Annotated in this window: 27 protein-coding genes and 1 other RNA gene; 14 read left to right on the top strand and 14 right to left on the bottom strand. The window is 65.5% G+C overall.

Translation table 11 applies throughout. From position 1 onward, the window contains the following. Positions 1 to 143: 143 nt before the first annotated feature. The 4 genes from mtgA to U1737_RS00960 form a co-directional block, all read right to left on the bottom strand. Complete coding sequence (gene mtgA, locus U1737_RS00945; RefSeq protein ID WP_248521090.1) at positions 144 to 821, bottom strand: monofunctional biosynthetic peptidoglycan transglycosylase; 678 nt, start codon at positions 819 to 821, stop codon at positions 144 to 146. Between the two features lie 9 nt (positions 822 to 830). Continuing rightward, positions 831 to 2,099 (bottom strand): flavin monoamine oxidase family protein, encoded by a 1,269-nt coding sequence (locus U1737_RS00950; RefSeq protein WP_332795257.1) that lies wholly within the window; start codon positions 2,097 to 2,099, stop codon positions 831 to 833. Positions 2,100 to 2,103: 4 nt separating this feature from the next. Further along, positions 2,104 to 3,006 carry an RNA polymerase sigma factor RpoH gene (gene rpoH / locus U1737_RS00955; RefSeq protein WP_056048373.1) on the bottom strand — a complete coding sequence of 301 codons (903 nt, stop codon included), beginning with the start codon at positions 3,004 to 3,006 and terminating at the stop codon, positions 2,104 to 2,106. A gap of 78 nt (positions 3,007 to 3,084) precedes the next feature. Beyond that, a complete protein-coding gene (locus U1737_RS00960) occupies positions 3,085 to 4,032 on the bottom strand; it encodes an RluA family pseudouridine synthase (RefSeq protein ID WP_248521086.1) in 948 nt (315 codons plus the stop codon). Positions 4,033 to 4,049: 17 nt separating this feature from the next. On the opposite strand from U1737_RS00960, the gene U1737_RS00965 reads away from it, so the two are divergent. The 11 genes from U1737_RS00965 (at position 4,050) to U1737_RS01015 (ending at position 14,010) form a co-directional block, all read left to right on the top strand. Continuing rightward, on the top strand, positions 4,050 to 4,442 hold the full coding sequence (locus tag U1737_RS00965) for a M67 family metallopeptidase (protein ID WP_248521084.1): 393 nt from the start codon (positions 4,050 to 4,052) through the stop codon (positions 4,440 to 4,442). A 192-nt stretch (positions 4,443 to 4,634) separates the two neighbouring features. After that, positions 4,635 to 5,279, top strand: a complete 645-nt coding sequence (locus U1737_RS00970) for a histidine phosphotransferase family protein (protein ID WP_332795258.1) — start codon at positions 4,635 to 4,637, stop codon at positions 5,277 to 5,279. Positions 5,280 to 5,482: 203 nt separating this feature from the next. Then, positions 5,483 to 7,768 carry a chemotaxis protein CheA gene (locus U1737_RS00975; protein WP_332795259.1) on the top strand — a complete coding sequence of 762 codons (2,286 nt, stop codon included), beginning with the start codon at positions 5,483 to 5,485 and terminating at the stop codon, positions 7,766 to 7,768. Then, positions 7,765 to 8,193: a chemotaxis protein CheW gene (locus tag U1737_RS00980; RefSeq protein ID WP_332795260.1), complete on the top strand. Its 429-nt coding sequence runs from the start codon at positions 7,765 to 7,767 to the stop codon at positions 8,191 to 8,193. Before U1737_RS00975 ends, U1737_RS00980 begins: the two co-directional genes overlap by 4 nt. Positions 8,194 to 8,269: 76 nt before the next feature. Further along, positions 8,270 to 8,635, top strand: coding sequence for a response regulator (locus U1737_RS00985; RefSeq protein ID WP_055878033.1), 366 nt, complete (start codon positions 8,270 to 8,272; stop codon positions 8,633 to 8,635). Positions 8,636 to 8,699: 64 nt separating this feature from the next. Further along, on the top strand, positions 8,700 to 9,800 hold the full coding sequence (locus tag U1737_RS00990; RefSeq protein ID WP_332795261.1) for a chemotaxis protein CheB: 1,101 nt from the start codon (positions 8,700 to 8,702) through the stop codon (positions 9,798 to 9,800). Continuing rightward, positions 9,797 to 10,654 (top strand): CheR family methyltransferase, encoded by an 858-nt coding sequence (locus U1737_RS00995; protein ID WP_248521074.1) that lies wholly within the window; start codon positions 9,797 to 9,799, stop codon positions 10,652 to 10,654. Before U1737_RS00990 ends, U1737_RS00995 begins: the two co-directional genes overlap by 4 nt. A gap of 28 nt (positions 10,655 to 10,682) precedes the next feature. Beyond that, positions 10,683 to 10,838 (top strand): hypothetical protein, encoded by a 156-nt coding sequence (locus tag U1737_RS01000; protein WP_332795262.1) that lies wholly within the window; start codon positions 10,683 to 10,685, stop codon positions 10,836 to 10,838. A 69-nt stretch (positions 10,839 to 10,907) separates the two neighbouring features. Next, positions 10,908 to 11,540: an N-acetylmuramoyl-L-alanine amidase gene (locus tag U1737_RS01005; protein ID WP_443027072.1), complete on the top strand. Its 633-nt coding sequence runs from the start codon at positions 10,908 to 10,910 to the stop codon at positions 11,538 to 11,540. Between the two features lie 11 nt (positions 11,541 to 11,551). Continuing rightward, an RNA gene (rnpB, locus tag U1737_RS01010) (RNase P RNA component class A) lies at positions 11,552 to 11,937 on the top strand. Between the two features lie 48 nt (positions 11,938 to 11,985). Then, positions 11,986 to 14,010 (top strand): hypothetical protein, encoded by a 2,025-nt coding sequence (locus U1737_RS01015; RefSeq protein ID WP_332795264.1) that lies wholly within the window; start codon positions 11,986 to 11,988, stop codon positions 14,008 to 14,010. A 47-nt stretch (positions 14,011 to 14,057) separates the two neighbouring features. Here the strand turns inward: U1737_RS01015 and U1737_RS01020 are convergent, their stop codons facing one another. Together U1737_RS01020 and U1737_RS01025 are read right to left on the bottom strand one after the other, a co-directional pair. After that, positions 14,058 to 14,696: a carbonic anhydrase gene (locus tag U1737_RS01020; protein WP_332795265.1), complete on the bottom strand. Its 639-nt coding sequence runs from the start codon at positions 14,694 to 14,696 to the stop codon at positions 14,058 to 14,060. Continuing rightward, entirely contained in the window at positions 14,693 to 16,273 is a 1,581-nt protein-coding gene (locus tag U1737_RS01025) for a SulP family inorganic anion transporter (RefSeq protein WP_248521064.1), read from the bottom strand. The genes U1737_RS01020 and U1737_RS01025 overlap by 4 nt, the downstream gene beginning before the upstream one ends. Before the next feature lie 227 nt (positions 16,274 to 16,500). On the opposite strand from U1737_RS01025, the gene U1737_RS01030 reads away from it, so the two are divergent. Next, the gene (locus tag U1737_RS01030; RefSeq protein WP_248521062.1) at positions 16,501 to 17,040 is read left to right on the top strand and encodes a J domain-containing protein; all 540 of its coding nucleotides are present in this window, start codon (positions 16,501 to 16,503) and stop codon (positions 17,038 to 17,040) included. After that, positions 17,037 to 17,345, top strand: a complete 309-nt coding sequence (locus tag U1737_RS01035; RefSeq protein ID WP_248521060.1) for a thioredoxin domain-containing protein — start codon at positions 17,037 to 17,039, stop codon at positions 17,343 to 17,345. The genes U1737_RS01030 and U1737_RS01035 overlap by 4 nt, the downstream gene beginning before the upstream one ends. 133 nt (positions 17,346 to 17,478) lie before the next feature. Here the strand turns inward: U1737_RS01035 and U1737_RS01040 are convergent, their stop codons facing one another. The 8 genes from U1737_RS01040 to U1737_RS01075 form a co-directional block, all read right to left on the bottom strand. Continuing rightward, positions 17,479 to 17,886, bottom strand: a complete 408-nt coding sequence (locus U1737_RS01040) for a SufE family protein (protein WP_248521058.1) — start codon at positions 17,884 to 17,886, stop codon at positions 17,479 to 17,481. Positions 17,887 to 18,119: 233 nt separating this feature from the next. Continuing rightward, on the bottom strand, positions 18,120 to 18,359 hold the full coding sequence (locus tag U1737_RS01045) for a hypothetical protein (RefSeq protein ID WP_187502368.1): 240 nt from the start codon (positions 18,357 to 18,359) through the stop codon (positions 18,120 to 18,122). A 12-nt stretch (positions 18,360 to 18,371) separates the two neighbouring features. Next, the gene (locus tag U1737_RS01050; protein WP_248521056.1) at positions 18,372 to 18,620 is read right to left on the bottom strand and encodes a hypothetical protein; all 249 of its coding nucleotides are present in this window, start codon (positions 18,618 to 18,620) and stop codon (positions 18,372 to 18,374) included. Between the two features lie 35 nt (positions 18,621 to 18,655). Beyond that, the gene (locus U1737_RS01055) at positions 18,656 to 18,949 is read right to left on the bottom strand and encodes a hypothetical protein (protein ID WP_248521055.1); all 294 of its coding nucleotides are present in this window, start codon (positions 18,947 to 18,949) and stop codon (positions 18,656 to 18,658) included. A 27-nt stretch (positions 18,950 to 18,976) separates the two neighbouring features. Next, a complete protein-coding gene (pspC, locus tag U1737_RS01060; RefSeq protein ID WP_187502365.1) occupies positions 18,977 to 19,360 on the bottom strand; it encodes an envelope stress response membrane protein PspC in 384 nt (127 codons plus the stop codon). Between the two features lies 1 nt (position 19,361). Next, positions 19,362 to 19,649 carry an envelope stress response membrane protein PspB gene (gene pspB, locus U1737_RS01065; RefSeq protein WP_187502364.1) on the bottom strand — a complete coding sequence of 96 codons (288 nt, stop codon included), beginning with the start codon at positions 19,647 to 19,649 and terminating at the stop codon, positions 19,362 to 19,364. A gap of 1 nt (position 19,650) precedes the next feature. Then, positions 19,651 to 20,316 carry a phage shock protein PspA gene (pspA, locus tag U1737_RS01070; protein ID WP_332795266.1) on the bottom strand — a complete coding sequence of 222 codons (666 nt, stop codon included), beginning with the start codon at positions 20,314 to 20,316 and terminating at the stop codon, positions 19,651 to 19,653. Between the two features lie 48 nt (positions 20,317 to 20,364). After that, positions 20,365 to 20,508, bottom strand: coding sequence for a hypothetical protein (locus U1737_RS01075; RefSeq protein ID WP_165886549.1), 144 nt, complete (start codon positions 20,506 to 20,508; stop codon positions 20,365 to 20,367). A gap of 172 nt (positions 20,509 to 20,680) precedes the next feature. Here U1737_RS01075 and pspF point away from each other — a divergent pair, with 172 nt between their 5' ends. Next, positions 20,681 to 21,718 carry a phage shock protein operon transcriptional activator gene (pspF, locus tag U1737_RS01080; protein ID WP_332795267.1) on the top strand — a complete coding sequence of 346 codons (1,038 nt, stop codon included), beginning with the start codon at positions 20,681 to 20,683 and terminating at the stop codon, positions 21,716 to 21,718. The last annotated feature ends 89 nt before the right edge of the window (positions 21,719 to 21,807 follow it).

The following is a 21,807-nucleotide window of genomic DNA, read 5'->3' on the forward strand; positions in this document are numbered from 1 at the left end:
CTCTCGCTTTCGCGCGGGACCAAGGGCCGTTCCCCCCCGTCATCCCGGCGAACGCTGGGATCTTCCTCCGCGACGCGCACCCTTCGCCACGAGGAGACCCCAGCGTCCGCTAGGGTGACGGTTTTTGGTCGGGTGTCTCCAGTTCAGGATGTGCGCAGACACCCATCCAGCCCGTCGTTCCGCACCACCGAAACGCGCCGCGATAGCGTGTTCCCGTGTTTCCGCACAAAGCCACGCGGGTCGATCGCCGCACGCTTCTTCGGCAGGGGCAACACCGCCGCGATCCGCCCCGCCTCGGTCGGCGACAGCTTCGAGGCGTCGTGGTGGAAATACCGGATCGCCCCGGCATTCGCGCCATAGGTCCCGATCCCGGTCTCGGCGATGTTGAGATATACTTCCATGATCCGGCGCTTTGGCCACAACGCCTCGATCAGCACCGTGAAATACGCCTCGAACGCTTTCCGCAGATAGCCGCCGCCCTGGAACAGGAACGCGTTCTTCGCGGTTTGCTGGCTGATCGTCGAGCCCCCGCGGATACGCCCACCGCGGGCATTGCGCGCCACGGCGCCGGCCATGGCTTTGAAATCAAAACCGTTATGCGAGCAGAAGTGCGAATCTTCGCCGCCAATCGCGGCGCGCGCCATGTCCGGGTCCATCTCCGATAGCGGCATCCAGTCCTTGGTGACGCCGCGTCCCGCGATCACGTCGCCCATCATCGTCCAGGTGAACGGCACCGGCACGAAGCGGTACAGCCCGACCCAGGCGACCGTGACCAGCACGAACAGGAAGACGGTCTTGGCGAAGATGCGGAGGAAGCCCATCGGCGTTCCTTATGCGATCGGCGCGGGCTCGCCAATGACTGCGCGGGCCGCTGTGACGCCGGTTGCATAGGCGCCGTGCGCAGTCGAGAAATCGAACGGGTGGCACGCCTCGCCGGCGAAGTGGATGCGGCCGTCAACCGAGGCGGCGAGGACGGTGCGTTGCCCGGCCCGACCAACGCGCGCGTGGCTGTAGCTGCCGCCGATATAAGGTTCGTGACGCCAGCGGGTCGCGGTCAGCGGCGTGAAGCGCTTGCGCCAGTCGCTGCCGAGCAGGCCGACGAGTTCGTCGATCGCGAACTGCGCGGCATCGCCGTCCTCCAGCATTTCCGCGCAGTCGCCGCCGATGAAGCTTTCGACGATCGGCCAGCCAAAGGGCGACAGGCGGTGGCTGGCGGTGCACGCGGTGTACGGATTGCCGACCAGATGCGCGTTGGTTGGCCATTCGGGCCGGTCGACATGGAGGAACACCTTGTCCGCGAGCCCGAGCGGGAGGTCGGCAGCGGCGGCATGCTTGTCGGGCAGGGGCGGGTCGAACACGATCTGCGACTTCGCGAGAACGGTCGTGGGGACGCAGACGATGACGTGGTCCGCCTCGATCGTGCCGGCCGGGGTGTCGAGCTTGAGGACGCGGCCGCTATGATCGATGCGGGTTACCGGTGTCGAGAGGCGGATGTTGAGGCCGGCGGCGTGGCTGGCGACGAGCGTGCCGTAGCCTTCCTTCACTGTCCAGTTGTCGTCAGTGGAGGCCTCTTCGTACGCGGCCCAATCGTGGAGCGAGACCTGGCTGAGGTTGGCGCCGTTGGCGTAGCCCGAGATCGCGTCGATCTTCGGACGCCATAGGTCATTCGGAGCGATGAAGTCGGAGAGGGGGCGGTCGGGGCCTTCGATGGCGGCGAGGGCGCGCTCGTTCCAGGCTGAGTATGCGTCGGCGGAGGATACCTGGTCTTCGGGCGGAAAGCCGAGATCCCGCCACTGCGTACGCCAGTTTGCGTCGGAGCGGTCAACGGTGAAGCCGGTAGCATCAGCTATCGAAGTCCAGGGGTTGCGTTCGGCGGAGTGAAGCCAGCCGCAACCGGCGTCGACATGTTCCCCCGCGAAGGCGGGGGTCCAGTCTGGGCCCCCGCCTTCGCGAGGGAACATGTAGGTCAGGGACAAGCTGTGCGCCCGACCGCCGAGACTGTCGCTGGCCTCGACGAGAAGGACGTCATGACCACCGTCATGCAGCGTCCTCGCCGCAGCAATACCGGCCGCACCGCCGCCGATGACGACGGTGCGCATCGACTTACGCTGCCAGCAGGCGCTTTTCGCCGGCGATCCGCATCATCGCCTTCTGCAGTTTCTCGAATGCACGCACCTCGATCTGCCGCACCCGCTCGCGCGACACGCCGTAGACCTGCGACAGTTCCTCGAGCGTCTTCGGATCGTCGGTCAGACGGCGCTCGGTCAGGATATGCTGCTCGCGCTCGTTCAGATCGTCCATCGCCGACACGAGCATCGAGTGGCGGACGTCCGCCTCCTGCGCATCGGCGACGATCTTGTCCTGCAACGGCGCGTCGTCCTGCAGCCAATCCTGCCACTGGCCCTCGCCGTCCTCGCGCATCGGCACGTTGAGCGACGTATCGCCGCCCATCGCCATGCGACGGTTCATGCTGACCACGTCGGTCTCGGCAACCCCCAGATCGGTGGCGATCTTGGTCACGTGCTCGGGACGCAGATCGCCGTCCTCGAACGCATCGAGGCGGCTCTTCATCCGACGGAGGTTGAAGAACAGCTTCTTCTGCGCGGCGGTGGTGCCCATCTTCACGAGGCTCCACGAGCGCAGGATATATTCCTGGATCGACGCGCGGATCCACCACATCGCATAGGTGGCGAGACGGAAGCCGCGCTCGGGCTCGAACTTCTTCACGCCCTGCATCAGGCCGATATTGCCCTCGGAAATCAGCTCCGACGTCGGCAGGCCATAGCCGCGATACCCCATCGCGATCTTCGCCACGAGGCGGAGATGCGACGTCACCAGCTGCGCCGCGGCTTCGGTGTCGCCATGCTCCTGGAAGCGCTTGGCGAGCATATATTCCTGCTCGGGTTTCAGCAGCGGGAATTTCTTGATCTCGGCGAGATAGCGATTGAGACCCGCCTCGCTGCCGAGCGCAGGAATCGTCGCTGGAACGTTGGAGCGGGCTGCCATTGTCGTAATCCCTTTCTGCTGACCCCGATCGCCGCACCGCGGCCCCCGGTTGCCGCGATGCGGCATAGTGTCGATTATCTATACGTGAAGCTGAGTGAACAGTTCCTGCATGTCTGCGGGCATTTCGCTTTCGAACGCCAAAGCGATGGTTTTCACCGGATGGATGAACCCCAGATGCGCCGCGTGCAAGGCCTGCCGGCGGAAACCGAGCGTTTCGAGCAGCGACTTCTGAACTTGTTTTGTTCTACCATAGACCGGGTCGCCCAACAAGGCGTGGCCGATCGACGCCATGTGCACGCGAACCTGATGCGTGCGCCCGGTCTCAAGCCTGCACTCGATCAGTGCGGCATCGCGCAGCGTCTCGATCGTCGAGAAATGCGTCACCGCGCGCTTGCCGCCCTGCACGATCGCGATCTTCTTGCGGTTCTGCGGACTCCGCGCGAGCGGTGCGTCGACCGTCCCGCTCGGCGGGCGCGGGATGCCGCCGACGATCGCCTTGTAGCGCCGGTCGATGCTGTGGTCGTGGAACTGCTTCGCCAAGCCTTCGTGCGCGCGGTCGGTCTTGGCGGCGATCATCAGCCCCGACGTGTCCTTGTCGATGCGGTGAACGATCCCCGGCCGCGCGACGCCGCCGATTCCGGAGAGATTACCGGCACAATGGTGGAGCAGCGCGTTGACCAGCGTCCCGTCGAAATTGCCCGCGGCGGGGTGGACGACGAGGCCCGCGGGCTTGTCGATCACGATCAGATCGTCGTCCTCATAGGCGACGACGAGCGGGATATCCTGCGCTTCGTTGTGGAGCGGCGTTGGTGGCGGGATCGCGACCGCGAACACCTGGCCGGTCGCCGCCTTCTTCGCCGAATCGCGCCATTCGCGACCATTGAGCGTGACCTGGCCCGCCGCGATAAGTGCCTTAAGCCGCTCGCGCGACATGTCCGGCAGCACTTCGGCGAGCGCACGGTCGAGCCTCCAGCCATCGGTGGCCGGCGTGATCGATGCTTCGACGATGGAAACCCCCCGGTCCATGTCGTAGCGATGTGGCGATGAGCGTGACGATTTCAAGCGAAGTGCTGACACAACTTGTTGCCGCGGCGACCGCGTCGCCCGACGCGGAGATTTGTGGGCTGCTGTTCGGGACGGCGAGGCGGATCGAGGCGGCGGAGGCGTGCGCGAATGTCGCGGCCGATCCGGCGCGGACGTTCGAGATCGATCCGAAGGCATTGTTTGCGGCGCATCGACGGGCGCGGGGGGGAGGGGCCAGCTTGGTCGGGCATTATCATTCGCATCCGTCGGGTTTGCCGGTTCCGTCTGCGCGTGATGCGGCGCAGGCTATGGGGGATGGGGCGATCTGGGTGATCCTTGGCGGGGGTGAGGCGCGTGCGTGGCGATCGGTCGAGATGGGCGCGTTCGTCGAAGAGATGATCGACGATACGTAGACCTCACCACCCGTCATCCTGACAAAAGTCAGGACCCAAGGTTAGCTGGGGCAACGTTCTTCGCACTGGGTCCTGACTTTCGTCAGGAAGACGGAGGGAGGCACGTTAAGCCCGTTGTGAGAGTCGGCGACCGCAACCCTTGCGCGCCGTCCGCACCCCCGCCACAAGACGCTCCAGAATTAGGGGATTTTCATGACGGTCAGCCCGGTCGATTTCGCGAGTCTGCTGTGTTCGCGCCTGTGCCACGACCTGCTGTCGCCGGTGGGGGCGCTTAACAACGGGCTGGAGCTGCTCGCCGACGAAACCGATCCGGCGATGCGCGAGCGGGTCATGCAGTTGCTCGCCGACAGCGCGCGTGCGTCCGCCAGCAAGCTCAAATTCTTCCGACTGGCTTTCGGGGCGGCCGGCGGGTTCGGCGAACTGGTCGACACGCATGAAGCGCGCAATGCGATCGAGGGGCTGGTCGCCGAGAACAAGCGGATCACTTTCGTCTGGGCGGTCGAGGCCTCGGCGATGCCCAAGTCCGCGGTGAAAGTGCTGCTCAACCTCGTGCTGGTCGCGACCGAATCGCTGGTCCGCGGCGGGACCATGGAGGTCGGCGGCGAGGAGAATGACGGGCAGCTGGAAATCGTCGTGAAGATCGAGGGCGCGCGGATCGTGCTGGACCCCGAAATCCGCCGCACGCTGGTCGAAGGCGAGGGCGCGCATAATGTCACGCCGCGCGCCGCCGCTGCGTATCTGATCAACACGGTCATGGCGGAGGCGGGCGGCACGGTGATCGTGTCCGAGCCGGCCGAGGGGATCATGATCTTCGGCGCGGTGTTCAACGCGCGGTAAGGCGCAAGTTCGATCCTCCCCCGCCAGGGGGAGGTGGCTGGCTCTTGCCAGACGGAGGGGGAGGCAAGCGACCACTTCTGTTCCGTATCCTCCCCCTCCGTCACCTGCGGTGCCACCTCCCCCTGGCGGGGGAGGATTGAGAAGACGGGCTAACGCGGTCTTAACCTCCGCCCTGCATGACAGGCCTCGAACGCGGGGCCCGCATGGACGATCTGTTACAGGAATTCATTGCCGAGACGCGCGAAACGCTGGAGGCGATCTCCGGCGAGATCGTCGCGTGGGAAGCCGCACCGGCGGATAGCGGGCGCCTCGATGCGATCTTTCGCTTTGTTCATACCGTCAAGGGAAGCTGCGGCTTTCTCGACCTGCCGCGGCTCGCGCGATTGAGCCACGCAGCAGAGGACGTGCTCGCGGCGGTCCGCGACGGCAAGCGCCCCCCGGATACCGCGCTCGTCAACGCGGTGCTCGGCATCGTCGACCGGATCGGCGAGATCGTCGAGGCGATCGACAGCGGCTCGCCGCTCGACGATTCGGGTGAGGATCTGCTGATCGCCGCGCTCGCGCCCGACGCGCAGCCCCGCGCACAGGCACCGACCACCCCGCACAGTCGCGCCGCCAGCCGCAGCGTCCGCCTCAACGTCGACCTGCTCGATCACATGATGAGCGGCATGTCCGAGATGGTGCTCGCGCGTAACGAACTCGCCCGGCGGCTGCGCGACTGCGACGTCGACCCGAAGGTCGAGGCGGCGCTCGAACGCCTGTCGCTGACCGTCGCCGACATGCGCGACACCGTCACGCGGACACGCATGCAGAAGGTCGACGCGCTGTTCTCGGCGCTGCCGCGGATGGTGCGCGATACCAGTGCCGAGCTCGGGAAGAGTGTCGATCTCGCGATCGAGGGCGCCGATGTCGAGCTCGACCGCGAGATGATCGAACTGATGCGCGATCCGCTCGTCCACATCATCCGCAATTCGATCGACCACGGTATCGAAGGACCAGCGGAGCGCCGCGCGCTCGGCAAGCCCAAGAACGGCCGGCTGGTCGTCTCCGCCCGGCAGTCGGGCAATCAGATCCTGATCGAGGTCGCCGACGACGGCAAGGGCATCGACGTCGCGCGAATCGTCGCAAAGGCCGCGGAAAAGGGGCTCCACAGCGTCCCCGAGCTCGCGGCGATGAGCGAGGCGGCCAAGCTCGACCTGATCTTCGCCGCCGGCTTGTCGAGCCGCGATGCGGTGACCGCGATCTCGGGGCGCGGCGTCGGCATGGATGTGGTGCGCGCCAATATCGAGCAGATCGGCGGCCGGATCGTGCTGACCAACGATCCGGGGCGCGGGCTGCGGATCGTCATTCACGTGCCGCTGACGCTGTCGATCCTGTCGACGATCATCGTCGGCGTCGGCACGCAGCGGTTCGCGCTTCCACGTCAGGCGATCGAGGAGATCGTGATGGTCCGCGGCGATGCCGTGCGGATCGACACGATCGGCGACGCGGCCGCCGTCACGGTGCGCGGCCGGCGGATGCCGCTGGTATCGCTCGGCCAGCTGTTCAAGCTGAATGACGACGCGCCGCCGACGCTGGTGATCGTGTCGACGCGCGAGGGCGATTACGCGCTCGGCGTCGATACCGTGCTCGATACCGAGGAACTGGTGGTGAAGCCCGCCTCGCCTGCGGTGATGGCGACCGGCGTGTATGCGGGCAAGACCTTGCCCGACAACGGCCTGCCGATGCTGCTGCTCGACGCGTCCGGGATCGCCGCGGTCGCCGGGTTGCGCTTTACGCCGGTGGTCGCCGCGTCGACCGAAGTCGAGGAGGCCGTGCCGGGCGTGCCCGCTCTGCTGTTCGACGATCTCGACGGTTGCCGCCGTGCGATTGCGCTGGCGGTGATCGACCGTGTCGAGCCGGTGCCGGTGGACGCGATCCGCTGGTCGGGCGGGGCGATGCGGCTGTCGATCGGCGATGCGATCATTCCGCTCCACGCGGTTGCCGCTTTCGGTGCGCGCACCGAGGTCGCGGTGCTGCGCCTGACCGACGGCGAAAGCGAGATGGCCTATGCGATTGCCGAGGCGATCGAGATCGTCGCGCTGCCCGCCGAGATGGCACCCGCGCGCGGCACCGGGCCGATCGCCGGGGTGGTCTCGATCGCCGGCGAGCAGATCGAACTGGTCGATCCGCATGCCCTGTTCGCGGGTCAGCCGGTCACGCTCGCGTCGCTGCCGGTGTGCCTGTTGCAGGTCGACGGGTCGGGCTGGATGGAGACGTTCCTGAAGCCTGCGCTCGAAGCCTCGGGCTATCGCTGCGTCACCGCGCTGGCGGCGGGCGAGACCGCAGCGGTGGCGCTGGCGATGGAGGATACGCCGATCCGCGAGACGCTGGCGCCAGTGGTGACGCTGCGCCGGACGCGCACCGCCGAGGGTGAGGATGACGTGAGCATCTATCGCTACGACCGGCCGGCGTTGATCGCTGCGCTGGCGGCGCGGAGGGCGATGTGAGCGAGCTGTTCCTGGTGGCGCATATCGCCGGGCGCGGCGTCGCGATCGCCGCCGCGCAGGTCGATTCGGTGGTCGATATCGGCGAGGTGATCGCGGTGCCGCGCGCCGACGCGTTCGTGCGCGGTCTCGCGGCGCTGCGCAGTCGCGTGGTCACGGTGATCGACACCGGCACCGCGCTCGGGCTGGAGCCGACGCCCGACGCTGTCCGTCGCGCGGTCATCACCGTGGTCGAGGGACATCATTATGCGATCCTGGTCGATTCGGTCGAGGACGTCGCGCCGTTCGCGCGGTTGCCGCTGTCGTCGGGACTGGCGCTGCATCGGGGCTGGGCGACGGCCGGGACCGGCATCGTCGAGCGCGATGGCGAACCGCTGCTGATCCTCGATCTCGCCGCGGTAATACCCGCGACTATACCCGCCGCCTGAAATTTTCCGTTGCTTAACCCGGCGCTTACGCTTTCCTGCGTAGACCGGCCTCACGATTTCCCCCGGAAGGCTTTCCATGAAGACCTGTCTCGTCGTCGATGATTCAAAGGTGATCCGCAAGGTCGCGCGCCACATCCTGGAGACGCTCGATTTCACCGTCACCGAAGCCTGTGACGGTCGTGAGGCGCTGGCATCGTGCATGGCGTCGATTCCCGACGTGATCCTGCTAGACTGGAACATGCCGGTTATGAGCGGCATGGATTTCCTGCGCGCGCTGCGCGAGGCCGACGTGCCGCGCCGGCCCAAGGTGGTGTTCTGCACGACCGAGAACGGCATGGCCTATATCCGCGCGGCGATCGAGGCCGGGGCCGACGAATACGTCATGAAGCCGTTCGACCGCGACACGCTGGAATCGAAGCTCCAGATCGTCGGCATGGCCTGATCCAGCCCGGACGATGGCCAGCCGGTCTCCCCCAATCCCGCGACACGATCGCGACGGCGATCCTATGAATGGGGTCGGGCGGATCCTGATTGTCGACGATTCGGTGGTCGCGCGTGCGGTGATCGGCCGGCTGATCGATGCCAGCGACCGTTTCCTGGTCGTGGGCGCGGTCGGCACGGCCGCGGCGGCGCTGGAGTTTTTACGGCGCGCTACGGTCGAGTTCATCCTGCTCGATATCGAAATGCCGGGTATCGACGGATTGACCGCGCTTCCGGACCTGATTGAGGCGGGGCAGGGTGCCAAGGTGTTGATCGTGTCGTCCTCCGCCGAAGACGGGGCCGCCGCCTCCGTCCAGGCGCTCGCGCTCGGCGCTGCCGAAACGTTGATCAAGCCGTCGCCGGGCGCTCTGTCCGGCCTGTTCGGGCCCGCGCTGATCGCCAAGCTCGAGCGGTTGAGCGAGCCGCCCACCCGGATGCCGCCGCCGACGATGGTCCGTTCGTCCGCGCAGCCTTGCGTACCCGAGATCTCGCCGCACCGGGCGTTGCTGCCGCCGTCGCAGACGTCCCGCGTGGCGGCGGTGGCGAGCGACGACTACGACATCGTCGCGATCGGCGCCTCCACGGGCGGCATTCATGCGCTCAGCCAGGTCTTCCGGGAAATTCCAACCGGCTTCCGGTTGCCGATCATTATCACGCAGCACCTGCCGGCATCGTTCATGCCCTATTTTGCCGCGCAGATCGCGTTGATCGCCAGACGTCCGTGCGAGGTCGCGACAGATCGGCTACGCGTGCGTCCCGGTCGCATCATCGTCGCGCCGGGCGATGCGCATCTGAAATGCGTCGCGCTCGGCGACGGCGGCGCAGCATTTCGCCTGACTCATGATCTTGCCAGCAGTGGGTGCATGCCATCGGTCGATCCGATGCTCGCGTCGATTGCCGAGGTTTATGGCGCGAGGATGATCGCGGTCGTCCTGAGCGGAATGGGGCGCGACGGAGCGGAGGGCGCGCGTCGCGTTCACGAACGCGGCGGTTGCGTGGTCGCGCAGGATCAGCAAAGCTCGGTCGTCTGGGGGATGCCTGGCGCCGTCGCGGCGGCCGGCGTTGCCGATGCCGTGCTGTCGCCCGAGGCGATCGGTCGCCTGATTGCGACGCGGCGCCGGCCATGACGCTCGTAAAGCCTTTGCCGGTCGTCGCATCGCAGACCGCGATCGCCGTGCTCACTGCGCTCCTTGAAGCGCGTACCGGCCAGCAGATTGCCGCCTATCGCGCTTGGCGCCTCGATACCGCGCTCAAGCCGCTGCTTCGCGACCGCAATCTCGACACGCTCGACCAGCTGGTAACGCAGTTGCTGGAAGGCAGCGACAGATCGATCGGTGACCGGATCGTCGATGCGCTCGTCAATCAGGAAACCTCGTTCTTTCGCGACGCCCAAGTCTTCGACCTGCTCGTGGAGGCTGTTGCCGCGGTGCAATCGGCGAGCCGGCGGGTGCGGATATGGTGCGCCGGGTGTTCGACCGGGCAGGAGCCGCTGTCGCTGGCGATGGTTTTTGCCGAGCGGCATGAAACAAGCGGTGCGCCGATGCCTGAAATCGTCGCTACCGATGTGTCCGAAGCCGCGCTCGCCCGTGCGCGCGGGGGACGCTTCTCACAATTCGAAATCCAGCGCGGTCTTCCCGTCCGCCGGATGATCCGCTGGTTCGATACGACCGGCAGCGACTGGGTGGCCAAACCCGAGCTGGTCAAGCTGATCACGTTCCGACGCATGAACCTGGTATCCGATCAGCCCCCGCCGGGACGGTTCGACATCATCCTGTGCCGCAACGTGCTGTTGTATCTGTCGACCGAAACCAAGACCGGTGTGTTTCCTAAGCTCGCCAATGCGCTGAACCCTGGCGGCAAGCTCGTACTCGGTGCCGGTGAGACGGTCATCGGCCAGACCAGCGCGTTCGAACCCAGCAGGGGATTTCGCGGCTTCTATCAGATGCCGGGCGAGGATGGTCGCAGCCGGTCGGCACGCTGACCGTCAATCACAGCGCGGCGCGTCGATCATGCGGCTGTTCGCCGGAGCCTATTACGTCGACAGTCCGTTAACGCTATTGATGCTGGCCGGCGGTGGCGTGGTGACGCTAGGTAAGGCGATCGTCATGCCGCGCTCGGCGCGGGCCGATACAGGCGGCCGGTATCAGAGTAGCCGAACGGCTTGAAGGGAAGCTGGCTTGAAGTTCATCGAGACACCGTCACCGAATTTCGACGACCGCACGCTGCCCATCACGATGGTCGTGTTGCATTATACCGGCATGAAGGACGGCGCGTCGGCGATCGCCCGGTTGCGCGATCCCGAGGCAAAGGTGTCGTCGCATTACCTGGTCGAGGAGGACGGCACGGTCCTGCGCATGGTCGCCGAGGACAAGCGCGCGTGGCACGCGGGCAGGTCGCACTGGCGCGGGGTCGAGGACGTCAACTCGGCGAGCGTCGGCATCGAGATCGTCAATCCAGGCCATGAGTTCGGCTATCGCCCCTTCCCATCGGAGCAGATCGCGTCGGTCGTGGGCCTGGTCGCCGAGATCAAGGACCGGCACGAGATCACGCGTGGTAATATCGTTGGTCATTCGGACATCGCGCCGACGCGCAAGCGTGATCCCGGCGAGTTGTTCCCGTGGCACGAACTGGCGCGGCGACGGTTGGCGTTGCCGCGGCCGACCAAGAATTTGATGGACCCCGGCTGGACCGAGGGCGGATTTTGCCTCGCGCTCGAACGTTTCGGGTATGACGTCGAGAACCGGATGGCGGCGACGATGGCGTTTCAACGTCGCTTCCGCCCCGAACTGGTCGATGGTGAGGTCGATGCCGAATGCCGCTGCATTCTGCTCGCGTTGTTGCTTCCCAAACCGATGGGCGACGCGTAGAGACCGCCTCGCCAGAGGGTCGGGCGGCCGCGGGTGTCTTTACGACACGCGAGGAAAGTCCGGGCTCCGCGAAACGACGGTGCCGGGTAACGCCCGGCGAGGGTGACCTCAGGGAAAGTGCCACAGAGAGCAGACGGCCAACCCTCGGCGCAAGCTGGGGCGGTCAGAGTGAAAGGGTGCGGTAAGAGCGCACCGCGCGCTTGGTAACAGGGGCGGCACGGCAAACCCCACCGGGAGCAAGATCGAATAGGGGTGGCACATGGGCTTCGTTTCAGCTCGTCACCCGGGTTGATTGCTTGAGGCGGCGGGCAACCGTCGTCCTAGAGGAATGGTCGCCTAACTTCCGTATCGAAGGATCGGAAATGGACAGAACCCGGCTTACAGACCCTCTGGCATCCTTCCCCGAACCATTGCAGACTGCGGCGAGATTACGTCGGGGGAAGTGATGCGTTTCAAGGGAATGGCGCTGGTCAGCGCGGGCGTGCTGGCAATGGCGACGGGGTCGACACCGGGCGGCGCCCAAACCCCCGTGACGACGACGGTCCAGCAGGATTTCGATGCCGCTGCGGCGTTGGATGCAAAGCCCGATCGCGCAGCCTCGCTTGCCGCCTGGGAAAAGCTCGAGGCGCGGACCAAGCCGGGGTCGCGTAGCCGTGGTATCGTGCTGGTCCGCAAGGCACCGACACTTTTCGCCCTGAACCGTGCCGACGAATCGGTGAAGGCCGCTCGGGCAGGGCTTGCCTTGCTGCCGGCGGACGACGTCAGCCTTGCAGAGGACCGGACGCGCGCCTTTCTGATCCTGGGTCAGGTCGCAACGGATACGCTCGATTATGCTGGCGCGGTAACAGCGCTGCAACAGGCGGAAGCGAGCGCGATCAGCACCGCCGACAAGCTGGGCGCGATGCTGGCGCTGGTCACGCCGCAGACCTTCATCGATCCGGCTGCTGCCGCAGCGACGTTGGCGCGCAGCGATGCGCTGATCGGTACGACGAAGCTCGACAAGGCCGTTGCCGCGCGGTTCGTCCGCGCGCGGACTATCCTGATGCTCAATACGGGCGATATCGCCGGTGCGCGTGCCAATGCCTTGCGGGCGATCAGGCTTCTCGGTGGTCTGGAATCGGCCAAGATCGACGTCACGGACGCGTCGGCGCGCTCGGATGCAGCAATCGCATTCCTGCTGAGCGGCAACGCCGACGAAGCGCGGCGGTACATGGCCTATACCGGCGCGGGCCGCCTGGTGAAGGGCTCGTTCGATCCGGCCGCCGAGATGCGATCGCCGGACTGTGGCGGGGACGCCGGTCTGAAACCGCAGGACGTCGCGGTGGTCGAGTTCAACATCGCATCCGATGGCACGATCGATCAGGCGCTGCCGATCTATGCCGCGGGTGGCGGCCAGGTCGCGCTCGAGTTTGCCCGTGCGGTCAAGGGATGGTCATGGCCTGCCGATCAGGTCCAGGCGATCCCGGCCTTTTATCGCTATCACGTGCGCGTCGAAATGCGCTGTTCGACCGCGTTCGAGCGGCCCTCGATCGGTGACAGCTTGGACGGGGTGCTGGAGCAATGGCTTTCCAGCAAGGGCGTCGCGGTGGCGCCCGAACCAACCGGTCCACAGGCGGCTGCGCTCGCGGGCCAGCGTGCCGAACTGGCATCGGCGACGGCGCAGTCGCCTAACGGTTTGCGTACACTCGCTGCTCTGTACCGCCTGACGAGCAACCCCACCGTCGCGCGCGAGGAACGGGCTGCACTTTATGCCCGCGGTCTGGCGATCGCTAAGGCCAATGATGCGCCCCCCAGCGCGCAACTGACCTTCGATCTCCCGGGACGCGTCGATGCGGTGACCGATATCTGGAAGCCGGGTGCATATGAACGGACTCTGACGCCGATGGTATCGCAGCCCGTTTACGCCAACGATCCCCAGGCACGGGCGGCGATCAGGCTGATGATGGTCGATGGCGCGGTGGCTCGGACCAGAAAGTCTGAGAAGAACGACACGGCGATCGTGACGCTTCGACAGGTGGCTGACGATAAAGCGTTGAAGCCGAACGATCCGCTGCGCGTCGGCGCGCTGATCCGGATCGCCTCGATCGAAGAGCGCAACGGCCAGATCGAGGCGGCCCGCGCGACGTTCGCCTCCAGCGGCCTGACGGCAAACCAGTGCGCCATCATGGACGCGCCACCCAAGATGGTCGCGATGCCGGGATCGGAGGCGTTCCCGATGGAAGCGCAGCGCTGGGGTTTCGAGGGTTGGACGCAGGTTCAATTCGACATCGGCGCGGATGGCAACGTCATCAACCAGCGCGCGCTGCTGAGCTATCCACCGTTTATCTTCTCGGAGGCGGGCACCAAGTTTTTCACCAAGGCGAAATACGCCAAGACCTACCGGCCTGACGGTGGGCTTGGATGTGGTGCCACGACGACCCGGATCAAGTTCTTGCTTCCCGAATCTGCTCGACGGTCTACATCCGGCTGAACTGTTCCCTCCTTCCAGCGGTATCGCTGGAAGGAGGGAGGACGCATTTACACCAGCACCTTGTCCGGCCTGCCGATCTCTTCGAGCACGGTCTTCGAATCGATTTCCATCATCGGTTTTATCAGGCCGTCGCGGATGTCGTAGACCCAGCCGTGCAGAAGCACTTCCTGCCCGCGGGCGAACGCGCCCTGGATCGTCGCGGTGCGCGCGAGCCGGATCAGCTGGTCGCGGACATTGACCTCGACCAGCCGGTTGACCTTCTGCTCGCGGTCGGGCTGCGCATCGATCTCGTCGGCGTGATCGTGCAGCACGCAGCGCGCGGTCGAGAGCCAGTCCTCCACTGCGCCGCTCGTCCCGCCATCGAGCGTCGCGCGGATCCCGCCGCACGCATAATGGCCGCAGATGATGATGTGGCGCACGCCCAGTACGTCGACCGCATATTGCAGCACCGACATCAGGTTCATGTCGTCGTCGTTGACCAGATTGGCGATGTTGCGGTGGATGAACATGTTGCCCGGCGGCGTCATCGTCATCTGTTCCGGACTGACTCGGCTGTCCGAGCAGCCGATCCACAGGAACTCCGGGTTCTGCCCGACCAGCTGGCGCTGGAAGAAGTCGGCGCTTTCCTCGATGATCTCGGCGGACCACGCCTTATTGGCGAGCAGGAGCTGCTTATACTGCCTCATGCGAAACGGACCTCGGTCTGGGGGGCGTTGATCAGCTTGACCGTGCGCAATGCGAGATCGCCGCGGATCAGCACGGTGATGCCGCGGTACTGGGCGCCCTTGATGAACGCGTTGATGATGTCGACGTTGTCGAGATCGACATAGCTGGTCGACGACAGGTCGATCAGCAGGTTCGCATTGTCCGGCACGCGATCGAGCGACTTCTGCAACTCGTATTTATGGATGAAATACAGGTTGCGGCGGGCACGGACGAGGCAGTCCTCATCGTCGCAGGCGAAGGTGATCGCGGTGCGGAAGTTGCGCGCGACGACGAACACGAAGCCGACGGCGAGACCGATCACGATGCCTTCGAGAAGGTCGGTGAACAGGATCGCCACGACGGTGACGACGAACGGGATGAACTGCGTCCAGCCCTGCTTGAAGCGCTCGGTGTAGAGCTTGGGCTTGGTCAGCTTGTAGCCGGTTGCGATCAGCACCGCGGCGAGTGCTGATAGCGGGATCAGGTTCAGCACCGCGGGGATCAGCGCGACGCTGACCAGCAGCCAGAAGCCGTGCAGGATCGTCGACAGCTTGCTCTCCGCCTTCGCATCGACGTTGGCGGACGACCGGACGATCACCGACGTGACGGGGAGACCGCCGATCAGGCCAGACAGGATGTTGCCGCCACCCTGCGCCATCAGCTCCCAGTTCTTGTCGGTCGAGCGACGACGCGGATCGATCTCGTCGACCGCCTTGACGCTCAACAGCGATTCGAGGCTGGCGACGATCGCGAGCGTGACGGCGCTGCTCCAGACGATGCCCATCGTGATCCCGGAGAAATCGGGAAAGGTGAACAGCGACGGAAATTGCGACAGCGTCTGCGTGATCGGTACCTGGACGAGATGCGTCGCCTGGAGCTGCCAGTCGGGCTTCACCGCGCCGAGCAGCATGTTGCCGAAGATGCCGATCAGCACAACGACCAGCGGACCGGGGACGAAGCGCAGCGGGCCGTCCTTGGGCTTGGCGCCATCCCACCAGAACAGGAAGGCGAGGCTGAACCCGGCGATCAGGATGGCCCCGGGCGTCACGCTGGCCGAGAGGCTCTCGACGATCCGCGAGAAGGTATTGACGCCGTTCGCGGTGCTGAATTCGAAGATGCCCACGGCTTCACGGTCGAAACCGACCGCGTGCGGGATCTGCTTGAGGATCAGGATCAGGCCGATCGCGGCCAGCATGCCGGTGATCACCGACGAGGGGACGAACTCGCTGAGGATGCCGGCGCGGGTCAGCGAGAAGCAGATCTGGAGCACCCCGGCGAGTACCACGGCCATCAGGAACATCTGGTAGCTCGGCATACTTTCGATCGCGGTCAACACGATCACCGTCAGGCCGGCGGCGGGACCGCTGACCGACAAGGGCGACTTGGAGAACAAGCCGACGGCGATGCCGCCGACGATCCCGGAGATGATGCCCGCGAACAGAGGTGCACCCGACGCAAGCGCGACGCCGAGACAAAGGGGTAGCGCGACGAGCGCGACGACGATGGAGGCGGGAAGATCCGCGCGCCATGTGGTGAGCTTTGGAATAAGAGTCGGCACCGATGCTCCTGTCGCTAAGGTGTCGGCTGGGGATACGTCCGACGCGGACGCGTCTATCCATGCCACATGACAAATAGTTCATGTTCAGTAAGCGATGAACGGTGACTGACTCAAGGTGGAATGTCACGGCGCGGGCGATTGACATCAAACGGCACGATTTTGGTGTCGGCCGGCTAATAGTCGGTGTGCGGTTGCGTTGTCGGCGGGGACGCCTATCTCGGGCCGCTATGGCGAGAAGCACGACACGTTCGTCCGATTGGGGATTTCCGCGCTGGCGCGAGTATGGCGCGAGTTCCGAGGCGGTGACCGTTCGGCTGTGCGACCGGCATGGTTGCAACGAGCCGGGCAATTGTCCGGCGCCGAAATCGCCGAACAGTCCGGACCGCTGGTATTTCTGCATGCACCACGCCGGCGAATATAATCGCGGCTGGAATTACTTCGAAGGATTGAGCGCGGAAGAGGCCGCCGAGCGCGAGGCTGCCGAAACGCGCACCGCGGACGGCTACACCGATCCGAAGCATTACGCCTGGGCCGGGTCTGGCGACGGCAGCCGATCGCGCGACGAGATGCGCGCGCTGGAGGTGCTGGACCTGGAACCCGACGCGACGTTCGAGGATGTCCGCGCGGCGTGGCGGCGGATGGCGAAGGCCAACCACCCGGATGTGCGGCCCGGCGACAAGGACGCCGCTACCCGGTTCCAGGGGGTGCAGGCGGCATATGAGGTGCTGAAGGTGGCCGAGGATCAGCGGACGTGGAAGCCGGCGTGATCCGCGTTCTTGCCAGCCGCTGGCAGGGAAGCGTGCTGGTCTGCGGGAAATGTTCGAAGAAGCTTGGTGGCGGGTTCGGCGAGAAGGGGCGTACGCCGCTGGTCAAGCTGTTGCGTCAGGCGCTTGGCGTGAAGAAAGGCCGCAAGGCCGATCGCGGGGTCGTCGAGGTGAAATGCCTCGGGGTGTGCCCGAAGAACGCGGTGGTGGTGGTGGACGGCGCGCATACCGGACGATGGATGCTGGTGCCGGCTGGGACCGAGGCCGATGAGATCGTCGCTAGCCTGACCGGGTCTGGGCCTGCCTGAACGATCCTCCCCCGCCAGGGGGAGGTGGCTGGCGAAGCCTGACGGAGGGGGAGGAGAGGGCAACCGCTGCTCCGTGTCCTCCCCCTCCGTCGCCTTCGGCACCACCTCCCCCTGGCGGGGGAGGATCGAAATCTTATTTCGCGTAGCGCTCGGCTGTTTCCCGGATCAATGCGATCATGTTCGGGATTCCCTGCGTCCGGTTCGAACTCAACTGCTTGCTCAGATCGAACGGCGCCAGTTCCGCCTTGATATCGGTCGCGACTATCTCGCCGGGCGCCTGATCCTGCACCGTCAGCAAAACCAGCGCGATGATCCCCTTGGTGATCGCGGCGTTCGAGTCCGCCAGGAAATGCAGCCGGCCATCGTCGGTGGTGGTCGGATACACCCACACTGAGGCCGAACACCCCCGCACCAGCGTCGCATCGGTCTTGAGCGCATCCGGCATCGGTTCGAGCTCTTTGCCGAGATCGATCAGCAGGCGGTAACGGTCGTCGGGTTCGAGGAAGTCATATTCCTCGCGGATGTCGGTGAGGGTGGCCATGGAAGCGGCGGTTACTCCGGTGAAGGTCCGCTCGCAACAGTCCGTCAGGTCATACTCGTGGACCTGAGCCACCTACGTTACCCGAAGCCTAATCGTACCCCCCCCTAAGCCTATTTCCGTCACCCCAGCGAAAGCTGGGCTCTCATCATCATGGGGAGACCCCAGCTTTCGTTGGGGTGACGGGTGACGGGTGACGGGTGACGGTCGGGGGGATACCGCAGGGGCGGAGCGTTCTAGAGATCCACCCCGGCGGCGATCGCCTCGAGCTTCTTGATGCGCTCCTTCAGGTCGGCGATCTCGATCCGCGATCCGGTCGATACCGCGACCGGCATGCCGCCGTCGTGCATCTGGCCCAGCTCCATCCGCCGCAGCGAGAGCCAGCCGCGCCATCCCGCCAGCCCGCCGGCGACGATCATCGCCAGCCCCGCGAGGCTCGCCAGCGCCAGGATGATATAGACGTTGGGTTCGATCATGTCCGCCTCCTCTTAGCGGTCGCGGAGCCGCTCGATCTCTCGGTCGAGATCGACGCTCTTGTGGTTGTCGGTGATTACGCGCTCCAGCACCTGAATGCGCTCCTTCATCTGCTGCACTTCGTCGCGCAGTCGCGCCGCTTCGGGATCGTTCATCAGCGAAGCGCCTTCTGCATGTCGCGTGCTCTTGTGCCGCGATTTGAAGATGCCGGTAATCATCACGATCAGGACGATCATCACGACCATCACCTGTCCACCATTCATGATCTTGTCTCCTGTGATAGCGTTCGGGCGACGGCTCAGCGGTCGCGAAGGGCCTCGATCTCGCGGGCGGTGCGCTCGGCGGGATCAGTGGCGATGCGTTCGAGGACTGCGATTCGCTCCTCGAGGCGGGAAACCTGGCCGGTCAGGCGCTCGTTCTCGCTGCTGAGCAGTTCGACCTGCCGCTCGGCATTGGGCTCGCGCTTCATCGTCCTGCCCCAATCGTCGCTCGGCGCGTAACCGTGTCGTGCACGGATCCAGTTGTTGATCACCCACCCCGCCGTCGAGATCGCGATGATCGCGATGACAAATAAAGGTTTACCCCAGTCCATCGTCGGTCTCCCTGTTGACGCCGCGTCTCAGCGCAGGCTGTCGATCTCTGCCGCAAGGCTGGTGCTGTTGCGGCTGGTGTAATGCGTCTCGATGTCGGCGAGGCGGCGGTCGATGTCGCGGAACTTGCTCCGGACCTCGGCGGTCGAGCGCTTCGGATTCGAGCGCACGCCCTGCCAGAACTTCGCGTCGTCGGGCGTCTCGTACAGCCCGATCGGCTTGGCATGCCCCATCCAGGCGACCAGCCAATAGGCGAGCAGCGTCCAGGGAAAGCCGCCGGCGAGCGTGAGCACGACCATCGCGACGCGGACGAAGAGCACGTCGATCCCGGTATAATCGGAGATCCCGGCGCAGACGCCCTTCCACTTGGCATTCTGCTTATCGAGGTAAAACTGCGTGCGGCTGCCGGACATTTCAGTTCCTCCGATCAGAAGTGCGGTCGGATTGCTGGTCCGACAGATACGGCGATTGCGTGGTGCCGAGGCCCGGCTTCCAGTCCGGATTGTCGGCGGCGATGATCCGTTCGACGGTCATCACGCGGTCTTCGAGGCGGCGGGCGAGCATCTGCATCTCGTCGAGCAGCTTCTCGTCTTCCTCGGTGATCCGCGGCGCCTGCTTCCACTTGGTGATGTAGTGCAGGATCACCCACGGGAGCCCGATGAAGAGGACCGCGCAGACGAGAACGGGGGTCAGGTCATCCATCTCAATCGTCCTTCTTCATGCGCGCCTTGAGCGCGGCGAGCTGGGCGTTGACCTTGTCATCGCTGCGCAGCTCGGCGATTTCCTCCTCGAGCGTCTTGACGACCCCGAGCCCCATCGCATCCGCGCGGCCCTCGGCCTCGTCGACGCGGCGATCGAGGATGTCGAAGCGGCTGAATGCCTCGTGCGTCTTCGGGCCGTTGTACATCTCGCGCAGGCGAGTGCGGTTGTTCGCGCTTTCCAGCCGGGTCTGCACCGCGTTCTGCTTGGTGCGCGCCTCGCGGAGCTTGGTCTGGAGCTTGGCGATGTCCTCTTCCGCCGCCCGAAGCGCATCGTCGAGCACGCCGACCTCGGCCTTCAACTGCTCGGCCATGTCGAACGCCTTCTGGCGTTCCACGAGAGCGGCCTTGGCGAGGTCCTCGCGGTCCTTGCTTAGCGCCAGCTCGGCCTTCTCGGTCCAGTTGTCCTGGAGCTGCTCGAGCTTCGAGATATGACGGCGCATCTCCTTCTGGTCGGCGATGGTGCGCGCGGCGGAGGCGCGAACCTCGACCAGCGTTTCCTCCATCTCGAGGATGATCATGCGGATCATCTTCGACGGATCTTCGGCCTTCTCGATGAGATCGGCGAAGTTGGCGGCGACGATGTCGCGGGTGCGGGAAAAGATGCCCATGTAAATCCTACTCCAGGGGTCGGCCCGAGGCTCTAAGCCGTCGGGGTCTTATGCCACGATCGAGGTGTGAACCGCGATAGGCGTTGTGTTGGTTGCGATCGCTGGGCCGACTGCGCCGAGGACGCAGGTTGCGCTGACGACGATGGTGCAGAGCGTGGCGGCGACGGTGCGGGCGATGTTGGTGTTGAACATGGTGGGTCCCCTTTAAGACTGGTTGGTTCCGCTATTCGGCGGGTTGCCTGAAGCGTTGCATCTGTCGTGCCAGTTTCGAAAATGGCGGAATTGCAGGGGTTTGCGCGATTTTGGGTGATCGGGCGGTGGCGTAAGCTTGCCAAGAGTTGGGAATTCGCGCCACATCTTCGCCATGGAGCGCACAACCCAGGTCATCGGTGAGTCCGGCACGTTCATGGCGGCGCTGGAACGCGCGTCGCGTGCGGCGGCGTTGGACCGTCCTGTGCTGGTGATCGGCGAGCGCGGGACGGGCAAGGAACTGGTCGCCGAGCGGCTGCACCGCCTGTCGCCACGGTGGGATCAGCCTTTGGTGATCATGAACTGCGCGGCGCTGCCGGAGACGCTGATCGAGGCGGAATTGTTCGGGCACGAGGCGGGTGCGTTCACCGGCGCGACCAAGGCGCGGGTCGGGCGGTTCGAGGAGGCGGATGGGGGGACGTTGTTCCTCGACGAGCTCGGCACGCTGTCGATGGCCGCGCAGGACCGCCTGCTGCGCGCGGTCGAATATGGCGAGATCACCCGGATCGGCTCGTCGCGGCCGATGCGTGTCGATGTGCGGATCGTGGCCGCGACCAACGAGCATCTGCCGGACAAGGTGGATCGGCACGAATTCCGCGCGGATCTTCTCGACCGGTTGTCGTTCGAGGTGGTGACGTTGCCGCCCTTGCGCGCACGGACGGGCGACGTGGTGGTGCTGGCGGAGCATTTCGGCCGGCGGATGGCTTCGGAGCTTGGCCGCGAGCGGTGGGAGGGGTTCGGCCCGGCGGCGATGGACGCGCTGATCGCGTATGGCTGGCCTGGCAATGTGCGTGAGTTGCGCAACGTCGTCGAGCGCGCGGTGTATCGCTGGGAACAGGCCGGGCCGATCGACGCGATCGAGATCGACCCGTTCCAGTCGCCGCACCGGCCGGGGGCCTCAAGCGCGCCGAAACCCGCAGCCGTGACCCCGCAACCAGCCGAAGCGGAGGACGGCGAAGACCCGGTCGTGGCCTGCGAGGAAGGCCCATCGGACTTCAAGTCCCGCGTGTCCCGCTTCGAACGGGACCTGCTGTCGCGTGCGCTGTCGGACCATCGCTTCAACCAGCGCGCCACCGCCGAGGCGCTGGGCCTAAGCTACGACCAACTCCGCCACGCGCTGAAGCGCCACGACCTGCTGAACGCTGGCGGTTAAAGTAATCCTCCCCCGCTAGGGGGAGGTGGCGCCGAAGGCGACGGAGGGGGCGGCACGCGAAACCTCTGTTCCGTCTCCTCCCCCTCCGT

The organism is Sphingomonas fucosidasi (assembly GCF_036663855.1).
Classification (GTDB): Bacteria; Pseudomonadota; Alphaproteobacteria; order Sphingomonadales; family Sphingomonadaceae; genus Sphingomonas; species Sphingomonas faeni_B.